Origin of the sequence: Nostoc sp. DedQUE09, from assembly GCF_034530915.1 — a bacterium.
In the GTDB taxonomy this organism is placed as follows: Bacteria; Cyanobacteriota; Cyanobacteriia; order Cyanobacteriales; family Nostocaceae; genus Nostoc.
In genome coordinates, this window is record NZ_JAVRCE010000029.1 from 13,910 (window position 1) to 32,910 (window position 19,001).

Annotated in this window: 11 protein-coding genes; all 11 read right to left on the reverse strand. The window is 41.7% G+C overall.

The features are described from left to right. Positions 1–157: 157 nt before the first annotated feature. Complete coding sequence (locus RMY27_RS18885) at positions 158–571, reverse strand: hypothetical protein (protein ID WP_322665789.1); 414 nt, start codon at positions 569–571, stop codon at positions 158–160. A gap of 340 nt (positions 572–911) precedes the next feature. After that, complete coding sequence (locus tag RMY27_RS18890; protein WP_322665791.1) at positions 912–1,367, reverse strand: diacylglycerol kinase family protein; 456 nt, start codon at positions 1,365–1,367, stop codon at positions 912–914. Positions 1,368–1,520: 153 nt separating this feature from the next. Next, positions 1,521–2,009 carry an rRNA maturation RNase YbeY gene (gene ybeY, locus RMY27_RS18895; protein ID WP_416212355.1) on the reverse strand — a complete coding sequence of 163 codons (489 nt, stop codon included), beginning with the start codon at positions 2,007–2,009 and terminating at the stop codon, positions 1,521–1,523. A gap of 78 nt (positions 2,010–2,087) precedes the next feature. Next, a complete protein-coding gene (locus tag RMY27_RS18900) occupies positions 2,088–2,243 on the reverse strand; it encodes a DUF3285 domain-containing protein (protein ID WP_094350437.1) in 156 nt (51 codons plus the stop codon). 130 nt (positions 2,244–2,373) lie between these two features. Continuing rightward, positions 2,374–3,496, reverse strand: a protein-coding gene (gene prfB, locus RMY27_RS18905) for a peptide chain release factor 2 (protein WP_322665793.1) whose coding sequence is annotated in 2 segments (ribosomal slippage) — positions 2,374–3,423 and positions 3,425–3,496 — 1,122 coding nt in all. Because the reading frame shifts where the segments join, the coding sequence is not laid out codon by codon here. Between the two features lie 455 nt (positions 3,497–3,951). Then, positions 3,952–6,816, reverse strand: a complete 2,865-nt coding sequence (locus RMY27_RS18910; RefSeq protein WP_322665795.1) for a peptidoglycan-binding protein — start codon at positions 6,814–6,816, stop codon at positions 3,952–3,954. A gap of 132 nt (positions 6,817–6,948) precedes the next feature. Continuing rightward, positions 6,949–9,699 (reverse strand): toll/interleukin-1 receptor domain-containing protein, encoded by a 2,751-nt coding sequence (locus RMY27_RS18915; protein WP_322665796.1) that lies wholly within the window; start codon positions 9,697–9,699, stop codon positions 6,949–6,951. A 315-nt stretch (positions 9,700–10,014) separates the two neighbouring features. Further along, on the reverse strand, positions 10,015–10,743 hold the full coding sequence (locus RMY27_RS18920; RefSeq protein WP_322665798.1) for a Bax inhibitor-1 family protein: 729 nt from the start codon (positions 10,741–10,743) through the stop codon (positions 10,015–10,017). A gap of 108 nt (positions 10,744–10,851) precedes the next feature. Continuing rightward, on the reverse strand, positions 10,852–13,626 hold the full coding sequence (locus tag RMY27_RS18925; RefSeq protein WP_322665800.1) for a pPIWI_RE module domain-containing protein: 2,775 nt from the start codon (positions 13,624–13,626) through the stop codon (positions 10,852–10,854). Next, positions 13,619–17,095, reverse strand: coding sequence for a hypothetical protein (locus RMY27_RS18930; RefSeq protein WP_322665802.1), 3,477 nt, complete (start codon positions 17,093–17,095; stop codon positions 13,619–13,621). Before RMY27_RS18930 ends, RMY27_RS18925 begins: the two co-directional genes overlap by 8 nt. Then, the gene (locus RMY27_RS18935) at positions 17,095–18,402 is read right to left on the reverse strand and encodes a Fis family transcriptional regulator (protein ID WP_322665804.1); all 1,308 of its coding nucleotides are present in this window, start codon (positions 18,400–18,402) and stop codon (positions 17,095–17,097) included. The genes RMY27_RS18930 and RMY27_RS18935 overlap by 1 nt, the downstream gene beginning before the upstream one ends. Between the last annotated feature and the right edge of the window lie 599 nt (positions 18,403–19,001).

Consider the following 19,001-nt stretch of genomic DNA (forward strand, 5'->3'; position numbering starts at 1 on the left):
GATTGCTTATTAAATCCGAAGAACCCCACCCCGCCAAAGCTGTGCTTTGTCTCCCCTCCCCGCCTGCGGGGAGGGGTTGGGGGTGGGGTTCTTTTATTATGGGTAATTTGGCGGACATGATATGAGGAAGCAATCTTTATTTCTATTAAGAAAATTTCTAATAGTTCTGAGAGCGATCGCAGAGTGAGCGATCGCGCAGCGACTGTGCAGGAGTTTCGCCTTTCTCAACTGCTGTGTTAGTTTTCAGATAATCCTGCACCAACTTGCAACCATAAGTCAGTGCATCTAGCTTGAGAATTTGGGGCAAGCTCCAAAGAATGAGCGTGTTATCATCACCCCCTGAAGTTAAAACACTTCCATCGCGGCTGATTGCAATTTGCCTAATCGCTGCGGTATGTCCTCTCAGGGTCGTTATTTCCGTACCATCAAGTTTCCAAAGCTTAACGGTTCCATCTCCACTGCCAGAAGCAAGCCTTTTACCGTCGGGACTAAAAGCTATTCTCATAACCCAAGCTGTATGACCTTGGAGAGGTTGTAGGGTATTGGCATTCTGCCAACCAAGGTTGCTCAACTTCTAGCTGAACTGACTCCTAAAATTGCTGCTTCTTTGACTGGTTATGATTTCATCCTAAATGCCTTATCTGTCGCAAACATTTTTTGAATTGGTATTAGGTATAAAAATAACGCTGACGTAGACGCGTAAGTATAAAGCGGCTACTCTGCGGCCACTTTTTAAAGATTACCAAGTAATCCTTTAGCCAGGATGCTTGGCACCTTGGCGTAGCCCGTCGTAGACATCGCACGATTTAATTTTTAAATATATTCTGCAAAGGAGATTCGGACAGAGTGTGATTCTCTTAGTGAGTCACTTGGCAATGCCTGCGGTAAATGCTCGCCTACGCAAATCACGTCTACAAAGCCGATATAATTAACGTTACCAGAGGAGGAAGCAATAGCGTACCTGCCACTAACATCGCTACGAAAGCAGAGACAAGCACTGCACCAGCCGCACAATCTTTAGCAATTTTTGCCAAATCATGGTATGTCTGCTTAACGCTTAAGTCCACAACGGACTCGATCGCTGTATTTAGTAACTCTAATGCCAAAACTAAACCACTAGTTATACCAATTACCGCGATCTCTACCGCTTGCAGATGCAAAAAAACGCTTAAAGCGATCGCCATTGCACAAACACTTACGTGGATGCGAAAATTACGTTGAGTTTGAAAACTATAGCTGATTCCAGCCCAGGCATATTTAAAACTAACAAATAAATTAGAGGCTACTTTCCAGGAGAATTCCCGTTCGTTAGACACCAGTGTTTGTAACGAGGTAGGCGTTGGTGATGGAGAAATTTTTTGGGACATAGACTTAAAAACACAAGAACAGGGTTGCTACAGTGGGAATATTCGCCGATCTTAATGGCAGAATTAACTTTGAGGCAATCTTTAGGCAATTTTCCACAGAAGTATTATAAAAGTATTACCCAAAATTGACATTAAGGCATACATAAGCTACTGCTATTCCATGTCAATAGCAATACCGATTGTATTCAGCAATATCACTTGCTGTTTTAACATTCGCTCCAAACTTTTTTCATCAGGATGATCCCAGCCCAACAGATGCAATAAACCGTGAGCAGCTAACCAGGCTAGCTCAGTTGGTAAGCTATGTTCCTGTTGTTGAGCTTGGCGTTGTGCCGTATCTACAGACACAATAATATCACCTAAGTATAATGGGATAGAGGCAAGCATTTCTTTGCTTTGAGGAAAATCCACCTCCAAAGCTGCAAAGGCTAAAACATCTGTCGGCTTATTTTGCTGACGATATTGAGCATTCAGTTCTTGAATTTGGGAATCATCTGTCAAACACAGCCCGATTTCATAACTTGGCGCTGGGGGAATCTGAGGCTGAAGTATTTCCAACCAGTGATTAAACCAGTTTTCCCAAGTTTCAGGGGTAATTCGGTCATTAGTCTCGGCATTCTTTAGAGATGTTATCGGGGACAACTCATAAAAATACTCCTCCACATATAGTTCAACTCTCAGGGGCACACAGTCTCCTTGTCTGAGGTTTACGATTTGTCGTTAATGAGTGAGGTAAGCAAGACCAACAAGCAGAGCTAAAAGCCCTACAGCAGTCAATCCAAAATGCTTTAAAGAAGTTCCACCCTTCCGCACCATGTTTCGCATGGCGAGTTTGACGTAGCTAGGTTGAGGTTCTGTTGAAGGTGAGTTGCTCATAGTTATTTGTCTACAGACTCTTTTATAACTGTAACAGTTGGTCTGGGATAGAATTGCGATCGCCCATATATTGCTAAGGCGTTTCTCAGTGAAACGCCTTAGCAATCGGGATGTTATGTAATAAATGGCTTTATGCCAGAGTGTTTTCTACTAGTTTATTTTCTTGGCGCAGATAAGCTTGGATGAATGTATCAAGTTCGCCATTCATCACATCACCAATCGCTGTTGTTTCCGTGTTTGTACGCAAATCTTTCACCATTTGGTAAGGGTGAAACACATAGTTACGGATTTGGTTTCCCCAAGAGGCTTCCACCATATCACCACGAATTTCAGCAATTTCTTGGGCGCGTTGCTCCTTGGCGATGACCAACAGCTTTGCTTTGAGGCGATTTAAGGCTTTTTCTTTATTTTGCAGCTGCGATCGCTCCTCTGTACAGCGCACGGCAAGACCCGTGGGAAGGTGAACAATCCGCACCGCAGTTTCTACTTTGTTGACGTTTTGCCCACCTTTACCACCAGAACGAGTTGTGGTGATTTCCAAATCCTTATCTGGAATGTCCAATTGCACAGAGTTATCAATCTGCGGCATCACTTCCACGCCTGCAAAACTGGTTTGTCGTTTGCCGTTGGCATTAAAAGGTGAAATCCGCACTAAGCGATGTGTACCCATTTCCGATCGCAAGTAACCATAAGCATAGCGACCGGTAATTTCTAGGGTTGCCGATTTAATTCCGGCTTCATCACCCTCCGACTCTTCAGCTAAAGTTACCTTATAGCCGTGTGCTTCGCCCCAACGGGTGTACATCCGCATCAGCATAAATGCCCAGTCTTGAGCATCTGTACCACCAGCACCAGCACTAATCGTCAGTACAGCACCTTCCGCATCATAGGGGCCAGAAAGTAACTGTTGTAACTCCCACTGGTCCAGGTCACGATTCAGTTTAGTAATGGTAGATTCTGCTTCTTCGAGTAGTGCCTCATCGGTTTCTAACTCCAACAATTCAACAACTGCCTTAGTATCTTCCAGATTGGCGTGCCAGCGATCGTATTGCTGAAGATGAGCTTTCAGATCGTTGAGTTCTTGCAGCGTTTGTTGGGCCTGGGTTTGGTCATTCCAGAATTCTGGCTGTGCTGATATTTTTTCGAGGTCTTGAATTTTGGCTGTCAGTGCAGGTACGTCAAAGATAGTCCTGGGTTTTACCCAGGCGGCCAGACAACGTTTCGATTTCGCGTTTTAGTTCTAGGACATCCATAATGCTTGCTGAATGATAAATAGAGCGCTTTGGATTGGAAAATCGCTCTTTATTCTACTTGTATTTATTAATTTTAGCTGTAGTTGGGTAGATTCTCTCTGCACCACTTGGTCAGTTGTTACAGATAGGCTTTGATAAACAAATCAATTTCACCGTTTAAGACCGCTACCGCAGAAGGTGTTTCTATTTTTAGATTAGTACGTAAATCTTTCTCGTGAAACACTCGCACCCATATTTCTGGGCGGTTGACATTCCCCTGATAGGATAGGATAGCATCGCAAAGTAATTTCCAAGTCCTTCTCTAAAATCTCAAAATCAATAGACTCATTTGAGATCGGGCTGACTTCTACACTAGCTAGGCAAGTATGTCGCCTGCTATTGCCATGAATCACAGATTTCGCAGGTGCGATCATAGCGAGTAATTTGCACGCGAGAACGCCGCACCTATAAACCATTTACGGCTTAGGTTTAGGGTTCTCTGGCGGTTTGTCATCTGTATGTCCTCCCCCCAAATCAGACGCCCAATCGTTTGCTCCTAACCCGAAGTGTCCTGTCTCAAACCACTTAGACTTCAGCAACGACCACCAATCATTTGTCAACCCTTCTAATACGTAGTCATAAGGAAGCCAACCATAGCCCCCTTGACCCCAATCGGTTCCCCAAGAGTTTCTGATTAGCAATGCTCCTTGTGACCGTCTACTACCATCAGCGTTGTCTATTACCTTATGATCGTCGTAGCCAACTGCAACAACAGCGTGACCTCCCTTTACCTTATCGTTTTTAACTGGGTATGCAATATAACCACTTGGGTTTAAATCCTCGATGGAATAATACATAGTAAACCCAAACGCGCAGGGAAAACCAGCAGCTAAAGCTGCTTTAATTCGCAATAGCAGTATATATTCTGTAGTGCCTGAGGGGTTTAGGCGAAAGTATTTCAACGCTTGATAACTTTGACCGAAAGAGTAGCAAAAAGGGGTTGGTTCCTCATCAAACTTATCTTCTATATAGGGCCAGTAGCCTTCCGGGGGCACTCCAAATAATGCCATTGCCTGCATAGTTTGCCGAAGAGATGCCCCTACATCACCTTGACGATGCATGAGATTACGTGTCGCTTTGTAAAGGAAAAGCCGAGAAGCATCGACATACCTATCAAAACTTCTTTTCTCAAAGTACTCCATTAAAGCAACACCAGCATGTGCCGTACATGAATCCAGTGAGCCTTGGTCTTCAATTGGAGAACACCAGAAGCTTAAATCCACAAATTCTGGCATTAATAAATATACAGTTACCTTCTTACAATCTTCTTGTTTTTCTCTAATAGATTTTTGTAAATTACCTTCTATCGGTAGTAGTAAATCACTTTGAAACTCTGGGCTTTTATCCAAATACTTTAGTTTATCTGGCAATTCTGGTAGTATTTGGATGACTGTTCTCAGATTTTTATGTTGATTTTTTAAATGATTCCCTTCCTGAATATAAGGGTTGTAACTCAAGCTCGATTCTACATTTTCGATAATTATATTTAAATCTTTTATAAACTTAAATATATCATCTATCTTTTTCAAAGAGCTAGCTAGTCTCTTCTTTCTATCCTCGTGCTTGTCTCCTTGATCAGAAATTATTTGATAAATATTAATCAAGGCTTTTTTGAAATTTAAAATTGCTGAAAGAGCTATATATGAAGAAACTGGATTTAACTCCCAGTCTTTAAATAAGTTTATCTCCTGTTCAGTTTGAGAAAAAATACTAGATTTTTCCCGCAGTTTTTGCTGAGAAGATTCATATTTGGCAGGATTAGTAATTAATTGCTGATTCTCTTGTGGATTATTTTTTTTACGTATCTCGTTAACATACTCAGATTTATCAAACCATTGATCTAGCTTTTCTAATACGTCTCTTACAGCTTTTTCAAGATTTATATGTTGAGCTAAAGGAGAAATTATTTGAGCAATCAACTTAACTATCATATTAATTGACCGCTTTAATGCACTTTGGTGGTTAGCAATATCACAGTTGTTAGTGTCTGTAGATGGTTGCAATCCTTTTTCACGATTAGTATTTGTAGGTGCTTGTAATTCTTTTTCACTCACAAACTCTTCAGCTTGAAATTCAGAAATTTCAAAAACTCTGAAAATGGCTTCATAAAGACTTATGGGTATTGCTGAGGATACAGGTAAAACTTCCCGCCGTTCTTGTTTTTTGAGCGTCACTAGGTCTCTTAATACTTCCAAGGTTTTTTTGAAATTATCTCCATCTTCTGCTAGTCGATATTTAGCCTTAAATGATGTTATCACTGCCTTTGTCTGCGATCCAAAATACCCTGTTACTTGTCCATCAAATTCTCCTAACTCACGTAAAAGATTCTGTATATTTTTAAGCTCTTGAACTTTCTCACCAACGTCAATTTTTTGTGAATAACTATCATAGTTTTTGCATAGTTTATTTAAACTTTCTCTAGTCTTTTTGCAAACTAACCCATAAGTAGAATCAAGTCTTAAATCGTTCTGTGTTTGGAATTCTTGAACTGCATCCTGTGTGAGATAATCAAATAATCCTCTTATTGCTCCGTTATTTTCTCCTAAGTTTTTGAGATAACCAAGTTTATTCAGTTTTTTTTGAATTTCTTTAATTTCTGGATCAAACATCCCCAATTTATAAATTATTTTTTCCGTGTCTTCATCTTCAAAAGTTTTTTTTGTTTCTGGACTTTCTAGGATTTCCAAAACTTGGTTCAAAGTATATAATGTAACTTGATCTACAACACTATCAACACTTTCATCTGAGCCAACCCTTTCAATATTCTCATCTGAAACAATTAAGATTCCAAAAATCCTCTTAAGTAGTTTGACTGCCTCCTCTGTAATTTTACCAAAATAGCCATATTCTATATATTCTGAATTTAAAGCAGCTTCTTCAGACTTGTCAATCTGTATTTTCCAATAATCTCCAAACTTCTGGCGATAGTCCTTAAATTTAAATAACTTCTGTTGAAGATTATAGACTTCCTGACCTGTACAACCAGGAGCTAAAAATATTTCTTCTTTAAGAGCTTTAGCGTTGACTAATTTTAAACCTTTGCTTCTCTTTTTCTCAAATTTTTCAAACTTCGAGGCAAGTTTATCTTTGGAAGGTTCTTTTAGTTCATTTTTTATTGAATTTAGTAATTCAAACAGTTCTTCTAGACTATTTTGCGAATCATTATCATTACTTATCTGTATATCTTGGACAGTCATCATTAACTTCTGATTGATTTCGTCCATACGGTAATCTCTAAAATCGGGGTAGTCTGGTATCCAACCTGTTGCTTTTCTATCCACGGTACTTTCCTCTCAGATTTATGTTGTTATGGTTATCTATCGTTCTGGTTCTTTTTATGCAAAAAAATATTTAAAATTTATTACTTTTCTTGAAGCATTTAACCAGTGAAATAATACTGAAAGTTGGCAGAATCAAGATTTAGTCAGAGTTTTAACTCCATCACAAAGATAGCGATCGCTTTGACCCTGAGAATTATTTGCTAGATAATCATGCAGCCAATCGCACCCACGCCCCATGAAATTATCTAGGGTAAGATTTTCCACATTCCACAAAATTGCCGTCCCATCTTTACTGCCAGAAACGAGAGTCTTACCATCAGGGCTGAAACTGATTCCATTGACATCACCGCTATGACCAGTAAGAGTAATAATCAAAGTCCCGTCTTTGTGCCAAAGTTTTACTGTTTTGTCATCACTGGCAGTGGCAATCATCTGACCATTAGGACTGAAAGTTACTTGCCAGATTGCAGCACTATGCCCATCGAGACTGCCGATCACACGACCGTCAAGCCGCCAAAGTTGTACTTTATCATCTGCACCAGCACTGGCAAGGATCTGACTATCAGGGCTAAAACTGAGGTTGTAGACAGCAGTGCTATGCTTTAGGGTGTTAAGCAACTGACCTTGCTGATTCCAGAGTTTCACTGTCCCGTCATAACTACCAGTGGCAATCATCTTGCCGTCTGGACTAAAAATGACGCTATAGACAGTAGCGCTATCTTTTAGGCTTTTAAGTAACTGACCTTGGCGATTCCAGAGTTTTACTGTTCTATCTTTTCCAGCGGTGGCAATAGTTTTGCTGTCTGGGCTGAAACTCACGCTATGAATGAGAATGCGATCGCTATGCTTTAAAGTATTGAGCAGCTGACCTTGCCGATTCCACAGTCTGGCCGCCCCGTCATAACTAGCAGTGGCAATTATCTGACCATCTGGACTAAAATTCACATCCCAAATTGTGTAGTCATTGATCTTTTTCAGCGATTTGATCTGCTTGCCCTGCTGATTCCAGAGTTTCACTATCCCGTTATTACTGGCGGTAGCGATCGCTTTACCGTCGGGTGAGAAGTTCACGCGATTGACAGCAGCCTGATGTCCAATAAGAATGGTCTGCCAAGGGTGGTCAATTTGCCACAGTTTCACTGTTGTATCTTGACTAGTAGATGCAAGGGTACGGCCATTGGGGCTGAAACTCACGCTCTTGACTTCACCACTATGTGCTGTAAAGGTAGTAATTTCCTGGCCATTTCTCTGCCAGAGTGTCACGCTGTTATCCTCATTAGCCGTAGCAAGGGTCTGACCATTGGGACTGAAATGGACACTGTTGATGGGACTAGTTTGTGTCTTTAATCTCTTAATAGTTGAAAGCAATTTCCCATAGCTATTCCAAAGTTTCACCGTTCCGTCATAACTGGCAGAGGCAAGGATATTTTCATCACTGAAAGTTACGTTAGTGACTGTATCCTTATGTCCTTCTTGTCCTTCTAGAGTATTCAGTTTTTTACCGTCTTTGTTCCATAGTTTCACTGCCCTATCTGCGCTAGCAGAAGCAAGGATTTGATCGTCGCGGCTGAAACTCACGCTAGTGACTGGGCGTGTATGTCCCTTGAGTATTTTGGCTTCTTGACCCTGTATGTTCCAAAGTCTCACCATGTTGTCGTCACCGCCAGAAGCAAGGGTCTTGCCATCATGACTAAAACTCACAGATCGAATTTTAGTATTCAGCTTTTTAAAGGTTTTAAGTTCCTTGCCATCTTTTTTCCAAAGTTTCACCGTTCCGTCTAAACTAGCAGAAGCAAGAATTTGACTATTGGGACTGAAACTCACACTAACGACTTGATCGAGATGCCCTTGTAAAGTATGCAACAAACGGCCCTGTTTGTTCCAAAGTTTTACTGTCTTGTCTCCACTAGCAGTAGCGATCGCTTCTCCATCGGGACTAAAACTAACACTTTTGATATAATCGCTGTGCCCTTGGAGGCGTGAGCGCTCTCTTATCCAGTAAACCGCCTGTCCCAGCACAGCCATAACTTTTGCCCGTTCCTGATTGGGAATGTTAACTTTGGCTGTATCTAGTTCTTTGAGTTTCTTCCCGGCTTTTAAACCTTCTATTAAGGCATCAATCGTATTTTTATTTGAGGTAAAACGTGCGTCTGACGCTGAAATCAAGGCTCCAAGTTCCGATTTTTGTGCTTCTATCCGTTGGTTAATCGCCTCCTTCCACCCAATTGCTGCAACAATAGCCAATCCCGTTGAAATTGCCAACCCTGAAGTCAACGCCAAAAATCTAGTTCTGTAACGCGCCCTTTGGGCTTTGCGACTTTCGCCGATATACTCTTGTTGGAGTGGTGTAATCAAGGGTTCTTTCCCTGCTCCTTGGGTGAACCATTGCTCTGCTTCTTCTAGTTCAATACCTTGTAACAAGCAACTATTGTTGCGTTTTTTCTGATCCCACTCCAAGGCTCGCACGAGTAAGCGGGTATGCTGTTTAACATGAGCTAGGTCAGTATCGAGTGCTTTGAGTAATGATTGAAAGGCTTGCTCAAAATCATTACTTTCTTGGAAGAAAATATAATTAATTTTGGCTAATTCGGGATGAACGCCCTTAACATCTTGCAACACGATTGGCACTAAACGTTTATTATGCTTGAGGGCGTGTGCAATCTCTTCACCGCAGACTTCAGAAACGACTGAATTCGTACTAACAATAAAGATAAAATTATCAGCGGCTTCAATTCCTGCATAAATTTCTTTGCGCCAATCTGCCGTGAACGGAATTCCCTCCCAGTCCACCCAGATATCTCGCTTCTGTTCCTTCAGCGCTTCATAAAGCCTTTTGACGAACTCTTTATCTTTGCGGGAGTAAGAAATAAACGCCTCAGCCATATATTTCTATAAATACTTAATAACACTTGGATAAAATACTGCTTTTATCCTGTTTTTGAAAAAAATCTATATCCTTCGGAAAAAGAATTAATTGAATGCAAATTTTATATATGATAAATTATTTCACAAATTTTCACTACAACTTTTTCATCTATTTGAGCCACAATTTCCTGTAGGTCTATACATCTGTTATTGGCGTCAACCTAAGGTTAAAAGGGCGGTTAGAAATTAAAACGATGAAAAACCGTGGTTACATTTTCAGCAACCACGGTTTTTGCTTTATAGAACTTTACTTTTGTTAGGGTCTACAGGTAATTAATCGCGGCCATTGATGGCAATTAGCAACCGCAAGATAAAGACAAACAAGTTGATGTAAGTGAGATACATTGACAAAGCAGCAGGCAGATATTGGTCATCGCTGTAAGTACGGGGCAAGATGTAAAAATCGACAACAGAAACCCCAACAAACAAAAATACTCCTAAACCGGAGATGGCAATTTCTAACCAATTTGGCGTGTAAACACCAAACATGGCAAAGCCGAATTGGGCAAGGCACACAACCACCAAGGCGATAACGCCGAGATTGATGGTTTTTGTCAAAGCCATCCCATCTTGTTCAGAAAGATTTGAACCAATTTGACGAGCAGCAATAAAGGTGACGCCACAACCAAGGGCAGCCAACCCAATACCTTGAATGCCAACACCTTGGGATCTCAAGGCGACATACACCAAGCCACTGAGGGTATATCCAGATAAGAGGCTGTAGGTTGCCAACAGGGGTAGTGCAAGCCCCTTATTACCTTTTTGGGCAACATTTTGGGCAACAAAGAACAAAATCAACTCCAAAATCACCGCACCAATGAAGGTGGGAAAGAATATTCCGGGGTTAGTACGGATAACTCCCAAACCGCCGTAGGTTCCTAATGCGGTTAATACCAATCCACCACCGACGTAGGGGAGGGCGTTGGCGATTACGTTAGGACCAACGAGGGCGTGAGATTTAGCCTCACGGAAAGCTTCACGAAAATTACTGGTATTGCTCATAAAACTGTTTTTTAGGAAAACGTTGTGCTTATTCCTATTGTTACCAATCTTTGCGGTTAACAGCCAATGATTTAATATTGTTGCAAAATCTGAAAGGTAGCTTCGTTGTTAAAAATTGGAATCGTCAGTCTCTGAGGATTCCACTGGATCTTTAGTACTGATAGCATACTCTTTAGCCTTGATTGCAAAGGGAAAAGGCAAAGGTAGGGAAACGTCATTTGCAAAATAAGGCCAGCGACTTCGGAGAGAGTGGACAAAGTGAGCTAGCTTGTCGCCCTTGATTTCTGGGTGATGAATCAAGGCTATTTCTAGGATTCTGGCTTTTCCAGCTTGCCTGCTGCCATTGTCAAGGCGAGACTGAGTTTTTTGTAATATTGTTGTGCCTCGTTCAGTATACAACGCCTTTCTAACGCTCAGGTAGAGCGATCGCTCCCCATGATCACACACACCCTGCCATAGGTAAACACCACTGGTTCGACTCCCAGGAGAATCTTTAACAATAGCAACTGGTACTTCACCAGTATCTGCAATTCGTAAGCGCACAACCCACAGACGATTGATTTGTTCTTGTGAAAGGTACTGTTTTAGTGCTTGCAGTGGGTCATTAGTAAGTAGATTTTGGTTTTGTAGCCAGTTCAGCATTTTGCGGGCATTTAGTGCCTCTGCCATGAACAGCACACGCGGGGATTTATTATCAGTAATTTGAGTATTTAAACATTCTTGCAAACATTCAGCAACGAACTTATTGATTAGCCTTTGTTCTTTGGTTTGCTCTTTGCGCTTTTGTTCATCATCAAGCTCTTCATTACTTTCATCATAAGAGTTAGAATCCCAGTCTTCATTAAGAAGATGTGCGAGTCCAACAGGATATGATATCCAGCCTTGTTCTTTAAATAAATCAGGAGTTGTTAATTCTACTTGAGCTGTTATTGGATTAACTCTGATCATCAAAACAACAGTTTTGGGAATATTTTCAGCATTGGTTTTGCGGGTACGGCGTAGAACATAAAAGCAGGTTAACCAGACATCAGGATCAATGCCATCTTTTTTGGAATTAATTAAAGGAGTATCAGGTAAAAGCCCAAATTGCCTTAGTAAATCTGATACTGCTCGTTTTACTGGCTCCAAACCAGATTTTTTCGGTTTTTCTTCACCAGCTTTGGTAATATAAGTTATCCGATGAATATGTTGGTTGAGATAGCCTGCTTTCATTGCCCCAATTCGCCACGCCAACTTGGTATCAGCCTCGGATATACGAGGTTTCAGTCTAATTTCGATTAATGCCCCACTTAGTTTTTTAGTTTGGGGTATAAACGCGATAATTTGATTAATGCGCTCTACTAATAAATTAGTACGTTGCTGTTGATAAGTTTTCCTTGCTTCAGAAAAATGTTGAATTTCAAGGTCTTGTGTAAGGTCGCCAACATGTTGAGTCTTGATACATAGAGAACCGTAGGAACCTTCATAGATATTTTCTACTTTTGTGGGTGATAAATAGAGTAACTGGCAAATTTCAGCAATCAGCGCATTACGACATTGTGGAGTTTCCCACAAAATAAGTATGGTACGGAGGGAATTTTCAGCTTCACGAAATACTGCTGGCGCTGCTAATTTTGGTCGCAGCATTGGTGTATGTGAATGATTAGGATTGTCAGATTTCTTGGCTTTTTTTGGCTTGGCAGATTGGATATCTTCGTCAGCAAGGAGAGGAACAATTTTCTGTTTGGGTTTTTCTAAAGGCCAGAAAATAAAAATGTTACCTGTCACCCTCTTAGCCTCACCCACTCTCTGAACAGGGAGATGTGCTTCAATAGCTTGATCTAAACTAGCCAAATCTTGTGGACTGACACCAGGGAAACAAGGTGGTTCTCCTAATTTAGAAGTGTAGGCGATCGCAGCTTGGATACCACTAGGAATTGTGTTAACACGTGACCAGTTGTGATTTGGGTTAGAAACGAGATTATTTGCGTCAGGAAGTTGAGAGTCATTGAGAGAAAGAAGATTGCTGATGGCTTGAGGCCATTTCATTTCCTTTCCATAACGGTTAATCATCAGTGGAATAAAGCAAAAGGTTTGGCGTTGTCCATCTAACCAGCGACGGTTATTACCAATATGAGCTTTCACGCCTGGATAAGGTACATAATTCAAAGGTTTTGTCAGCCAACGTCGAATTGATAAATGATGATAAACAATAGGTTTTTCGCGCCAGGGAACTGTTTGCAAAACAAACTCAAGAACAAATGATATATAGGCTGTTTCTGTTGTTTCCTTTCCTTTAGTTACGGTAACTTCAGTGGGAGGCCATGACATCAACTCAGCACCTTGGAGGCTTACTACTCGGTAAAAGGTCAGTTGATACTGCTCATCAACGCCAAAAGAAACTGTTGGTTTTTGGAGAAACTTCTCGGCAAGGTAATCTGGAATTGCTTGGTAAAGGTTGCTTGTTTCGACTTTGTTTTGAGGATGGAGTAACTCATAGGTTTGTGAATTTCCCCATTGCCAATCATCATTATTCAAATTTGCAAGCTGTGACTCAACATCTTCCAAGGAACTAAATTCTTCTATTAACCAATCTTTGATCAAATTACCTAAATCAGAAAGGTCAGAAAGTTCTGTAGTTTCTGTTGCTAACAGCCAAGGTACATTGTCTTTTTGCCAGCCATTACGCAAAGTCTTGATAATTTTAGGAAAACTACCAACTACCAGGGGATCGAGGGAATAAACTGGTACAGCCCGATAACTTTTACCTTGGAGTCTGGCACGCTGTTGAGCAAGGTTGTTGGTGACTTGTCGCCATCTTGTAGGGACATAGATTGCATAAAGTTCGCATGTTGGATTCGTTGCAGTAAGTTCCCAAGCACCAGGAAGAATAATTTTAGTCATAGTTTAAGTTTCTTTCTCTCATTTGTTTCAACGCATTTAAAAAAGCTCCATAGAGCGATCGCGCCAGCACATCCTCACCTTCTACATAGGGTTCCAGCACCTTGATGATGGCAACCAAAAGTGAAGTACTTTGGCTGTCTTGTTCGCTAATGGCTGAATTTGGCGCGAATTTCACATCTATAAAATGGACTACTGCTGGTACTCCACCACGCACTAAACGCCCGATGATTTGCCAGATACTCACTAACTGAGTCCAGCAAAGTACCGATCGCTCTCCTTGTGTTAGTTGCTTAAAAGCCCATGCTGTGTAGTTTAGATTGACCATTTCGGCAACAGCATTCTGGTAGAAAATATCTGCAACATGAGTTAGGGTTAGGTTCCCCGATATTGATTGAGCTTCTTTATAAAGAGTGGAGTCTTTTTCGTGCTTTAGCGCCCAAGCGTTGAGTTGCTGAACAGTAGATTGCCAGTTATCAGGGATTGGCATAGGTCTGTTGAGGAACAGCACTGCACCAAATGCAGCTTTGCCTTGAGCATTCAAGATGTTGTGACCCCGCTCTAGAGCCATCAAAGGAGCAACTACAATCTGGGTGGGTAAGTGTTGTAAATTCCTAATTTCGCTTCGCAGAATCCCATGAAGATGAGTAGGAGCATTATCACGACGGAGGGTAGCAATACCGTCATCGTTGATGTTTACGTCGAAACGGTAGCGCGATTGTAAGATAGACGTGACCCATTCGGATTCATCGTAGCTACCCACGACAATCAAGATGCGATCGCGATCGCTCCACCATTCTGGTTGCTGTTGTTTTCGCTGTGCTAAATCTTGAAATACTCCATCTAGAAAACTCTCTCCACCTCTTACTGAGTAGCACATAGCCTCGATCATTTCTTTAGCAGCAAGTTTGCGTTTTGCTGGTGGTAATCCTGATAAAGCAATGTAGTTTGCTTGCGGATTCTGTTTGGGACTAAAGAAAAACTGACTTTCAGCTATACCTGCCTCACCAGTTCTAGATTGCAACAATATAGTGGGTTTTATGTTGATGTGATAGGCAGGCGAACCTGGAGCGTAGCTAGTACCTGAGATCAGAACAGTATGTGGGCCCTGCCAATCGTCAACTGCAAACAGTTTTGGGAAATTTAACAGTAACGCACGACCTACACCTACATAGCGGAAATAGTCCAACTTGCCAGCTTTTCTAGCGCTACGTTCTTGCTTATACAAAAAACCTAAAATATTTCCCACTGGCGATTCTGGTAAAACTGGGAGGAAGTCATCGGGTGGACGATGTAACAGGTCTTGGCTTGAGTCGTGCAAGTTAATTACCCGGCCGAGGTCGCTCAGATTATCAACTATAAAACCCAGGCGGTTATCGAGTATGGTGACTAAAATCGCAAACTGGAGATTTCGGGTTAGTTCCTCAAATTGAGTCTCATCAGGTAGGGAAAGATTATGGATTTCTATCCATCTTTTGCACCAAGGAGCAATTTCAGCTAAGGCTTGACGGTCATCTTCCGCAGTTAGTATTGTCAACGCCAAATCTGAAAGTTCACCACCACGTCGGGGATTGAGCGGATGTTGTAAAAATCCATCTAGTTGATCCATCATTTGTTTGCGGCGGCGACGTTGCTCTGTGGGAGCCAAGTCTGCTTCAATGATACGTTTACGCCGTTCTTCCATGATTTGTTGGCGAGTTAGTTTTGGTTTCGCTGAGACAGGAATCTCAGGCGGATCAACTAGGTCACGGATAATTCGAGCAAATAGAGAACGACCTGTAAAGGGAAGTGGCCCCAACCACGCAACCAATTTAGAGTGGGTGAGGAGTAGATGATAGATGCGGTTAGTAGCATTTTGGGTATGGTAATGTGCGCTTGTCCAAGCAACAAAGCGATCGCCTGCCATATCACTGCGATCGGAATTGTAAATCGTAGACTGATTAAGTCCGAGTTTATTTAAAAATGAGTTTTCAGAAGCATCGACTAAGATTTCATCAGGGGCAAACTCTTCGTCAAACTGAATCTGTACGCGATCAGCTTCGTCAACAAATAGATATTTACATTCTCGATAAACAGCCTCAGCAAAGGTCAAGTCTTGTTCAAATCCCTGACGGGGTACACGAGTATGAATGAAACTAGCAGGGGTGAAAATCCATACTAAAGCTGTAGCAATATCGTGTTCTAAATGGTGACGTGGACATTTGTAATAAAACGGACAAGTGTATTTCTCATCACTTTCCTGCCAGTCTTCATCATCAGAATCATCATTATCAGCTATAAGAACTTTTTGATAAAGCTTGTGACAAGGTTCATTGCCAAATTCCCACTTATCTTCTGATTGCACTAAAGCTAAAAGTGGGCAGACTGGGCTAAACCAACGCCATGCAGGGTGCATCCCTCCCTTAGTAATTTCCTTACCGTCACTTTTGAGAATAGGTTCGTAGACTTTTGCCAGTTGCTCTTGGCGCTTATTACCCAACACTGGTGCAGCAGGAATTCCTAATTTGTGGCAGAACAAAGAAGCGAGGCGCACTGCTGTAGCAACATCATTCACCATCAACCCACAGCGATTTCCCTGTTTAGCAAAGTAGTAAATCATAATTTCCAACAGGGTAGACTTGCCCACATTCAAAAGCCCGACAATGTGGATAAGACCATCTAAAGTTAGCTGATTACCGTGCTGGAAATTATCTGATTCAGCATCGTATAGCTGGAAGAGGATATTTTCCAAGCGGTTACGATAATTTTCTTGTTGCCCAAACTGGGACAATTTATCGTCCATTTCTTGGGCAGCTAGTATTAATTCTTCACGGGTAACGCTACACTGTGGATTCTGCTTAGTCCGTGTGCGACGAAGGGATACTACAGATGAAGGTGCTATGTTAGCAACTTCCTTGGGAATATCAATCGGAACCTCAACTGGAGAGTTACCCTTTTGGGAAATCTTGGCATACCACCGTCCCTCATCTGCTAATTTGACTTTTCGTTGTCTATGCTGTGGAGTTTTTAATAAAGTTGGAAGATATATCTTCTCTAAACGAGTTGGGTAGGTACTGGATGGAATAGGTTGAGGAACATTCCTTGCCTCTTCAAGGCTGTAGATTCTAATAATTTTAGGTAAGTTGATGTACTCCTGAAGAACTCGCAGCCATTGTCTGCCTTTACGCTTAATCAAATAGAAACGAGCATTTTGTATAAGTTGCCAGTTGCGATCGCTTTGTAATTGTTCAACTGGAAAGCGATATCCTTTGAGCAAAGCTTCCACAGAAGTTGCAGGTTCTTCAGGTGCTACTTCCTTAAGTAGGGTTAATCCCAATTCCACATCAGCAATGAGTTGGGCAAGACGCTTAAGTTCTCGCTGTTGTACCTCAGTATCTGCGTTAACTAAACTAGATACTATATGCTGTTGTAATTCATCCGAGTTGCGGAGTTTTTTACACAGATCCTTGCGCCAGCTAATGGTGTCACGCATTATTTTTTCTTCCCTAAAATTGCTTGAGCCTGAGTGATGATTTCGCTAAATAAGCGCAAACGCACCCCTTCAAGTTCAGGTTCTAGTTGTTCGCGCACTACCTTTATCCGCAAATAGTCTTCACGTTCATCTGGAAAAACTACAAAGGTTTCCGTTGCATCACGCCGATACTGCACCTTTCGCAAACGTTCTGCATCCACGGATGCCCAATCTTTAAAATCAATTGCCCAGCGAACTTTGCGCGGGAACTCTACGAGTAAGTCAAATTCATCGACAAAAGGCCAGAGAGTAACGCGCAAACCCAATTTTGTAAGTTCTTCTTTGAGTTGAATTTCCCAAATTCCTGGAAGCGTACCGTACAAATGCACGCCAGAAGTAACAGCTTTCCAGTCTGCTGCTTTTTCTTTAGAAATAGGTGGTAATGGTTGAAAGTTGCTGGTTGCACAAAGTCTTTCACACCAAGGGGTACGGCAGGTATATGTACTATCAGGGCGTTGGCGTTGCAAATACTTGCAGCGCGGACACAGATGATAGACTCTATCCTCTGCCAACTTATCCATATCGACATAAATTTCTAACCGTGACAATAACTCGCGCAGTGGTCTGAGTTCGGGTAAACGTAGCTGTTGGCGATATTCTGAGTAATGAAGAGTGGGTTTAGTAATAATCAGTTGTCGAAAAGCGCGATAGGCATCTTCTAGCTGATTTCCCCGACAGTATTCCAGTACATCTTTCAGTACTGACTCTTGTACCTGCGCCACCACATCATTACCCGAAACTTGCCATTCTCTAGCAAAATCGGAAACTACTCCGTCTTCTATAACGCTGACATCTGGCGAAAGATATTTAATCTCTTGGGCTGGTTTCCAAGAAGTAATTGATGTTTCCGCCCAATCAAAAAATTGTGGTAGGTTCTCTGGGGCTTGTTCTCCCCGTAGTAAAGAAGTTAAGTACATACGAGACATTCCAATGCGAAGGGCTTCTGGCACTTGACTTCGCTTTTCTAGCTCAAGTTTTTCCCACTGCACCACACCAGTAGCCAGATACCGCAGAGTGTCCGTCACAGATAGCTGTAAGGAGAGTTTTTCCGGTTCAGATGTGAGGAGGCGAAGACTGCGGGCGCTGTGGTCATCCCATTCCACATCAATACCGCGCATAGTTTGCAACCAGCGTTGAACTGTTGCTTTCTGGCGTGGTTGCATTCCGAGTTCTTGACACAACTCTTCTAGAGTTGGCCCTTGTTTATGGATACTAAACCATTGCTGAAGTGCATCGAGAATTTTCTGCCGCTGTTTGGTGATTTTCATTGTTCACCCTCGTGTTTAGCAGAAGTGTGACACCCAGCAAACTTGCATGTCAATAAACTGTTTCTATGTTTCCACTAAGTTTCCAAAGTTTCCACTTTACTATGAATTGAAATGTCCCTCTATACTCAACTAAGTACAAATTCCCATAAAAATGAGTCGGAATTCTGTTTTTTATAGCTTGGGTTTCCTTGCTCAACCCAACTTCAAATTTAGATTTTCGATTTTTATTAATGACGGTGTGGATTAAGAGATAAAATTTTTCAGTCTCTTTTGCAATGAATTCAGTGCCGCTCCACGTTGCGCTCAGTATGACAGATGGCTATTAGATCAGTAATGCATTGTTCAGCATAAATAGCTAGTTTTTGTTGCAAAAGCTAAAGATTATATGCCATTCAAGAGTTATCTGAAAAACAAACATAACCTGCAACAGAGAGGTTAGCAAAATCATGCGTACAAATACTGAATTGCGGAGTGTGACCCCTGACAAGTTCAGTGAAACGACGATGGCTTATTCAGGCTTGACTAAGGAAAATAATGACAGCTTAAAAGAAAATATACGCAACTCCATTTTCCCAGGAATAGGAGTTACAACAAAGGAA

What these genes read in the sequence shown, in the direction of transcription:
- RMY27_RS18890 (WP_322665791.1), bottom strand. Translation starts at nt 1,367, where the DNA reads ATGTCCCAAAAAATTTCTCCATCACCAACGCCTACCTCGTTACAAACA.
- RMY27_RS18900 (WP_094350437.1), bottom strand. Translation starts at nt 2,243, where the DNA reads ATGAGCAACTCACCTTCAACAGAACCTCAACCTAGCTACGTCAAACTC.
- RMY27_RS18915 (WP_322665796.1), bottom strand. Translation starts at nt 9,699, where the DNA reads ATGGCTGAGGCGTTTATTTCTTACTCCCGCAAAGATAAAGAGTTCGTC.
- RMY27_RS18920 (WP_322665798.1), bottom strand. Translation starts at nt 10,743, where the DNA reads ATGAGCAATACCAGTAATTTTCGTGAAGCTTTCCGTGAGGCTAAATCT.
- RMY27_RS18925 (WP_322665800.1), bottom strand. Translation starts at nt 13,626, where the DNA reads ATGACTAAAATTATTCTTCCTGGTGCTTGGGAACTTACTGCAACGAAT.
- RMY27_RS18930 (WP_322665802.1), bottom strand. Translation starts at nt 17,095, where the DNA reads ATGCGTGACACCATTAGCTGGCGCAAGGATCTGTGTAAAAAACTCCGC.
- RMY27_RS18935 (WP_322665804.1), bottom strand. Translation starts at nt 18,402, where the DNA reads ATGAAAATCACCAAACAGCGGCAGAAAATTCTCGATGCACTTCAGCAA.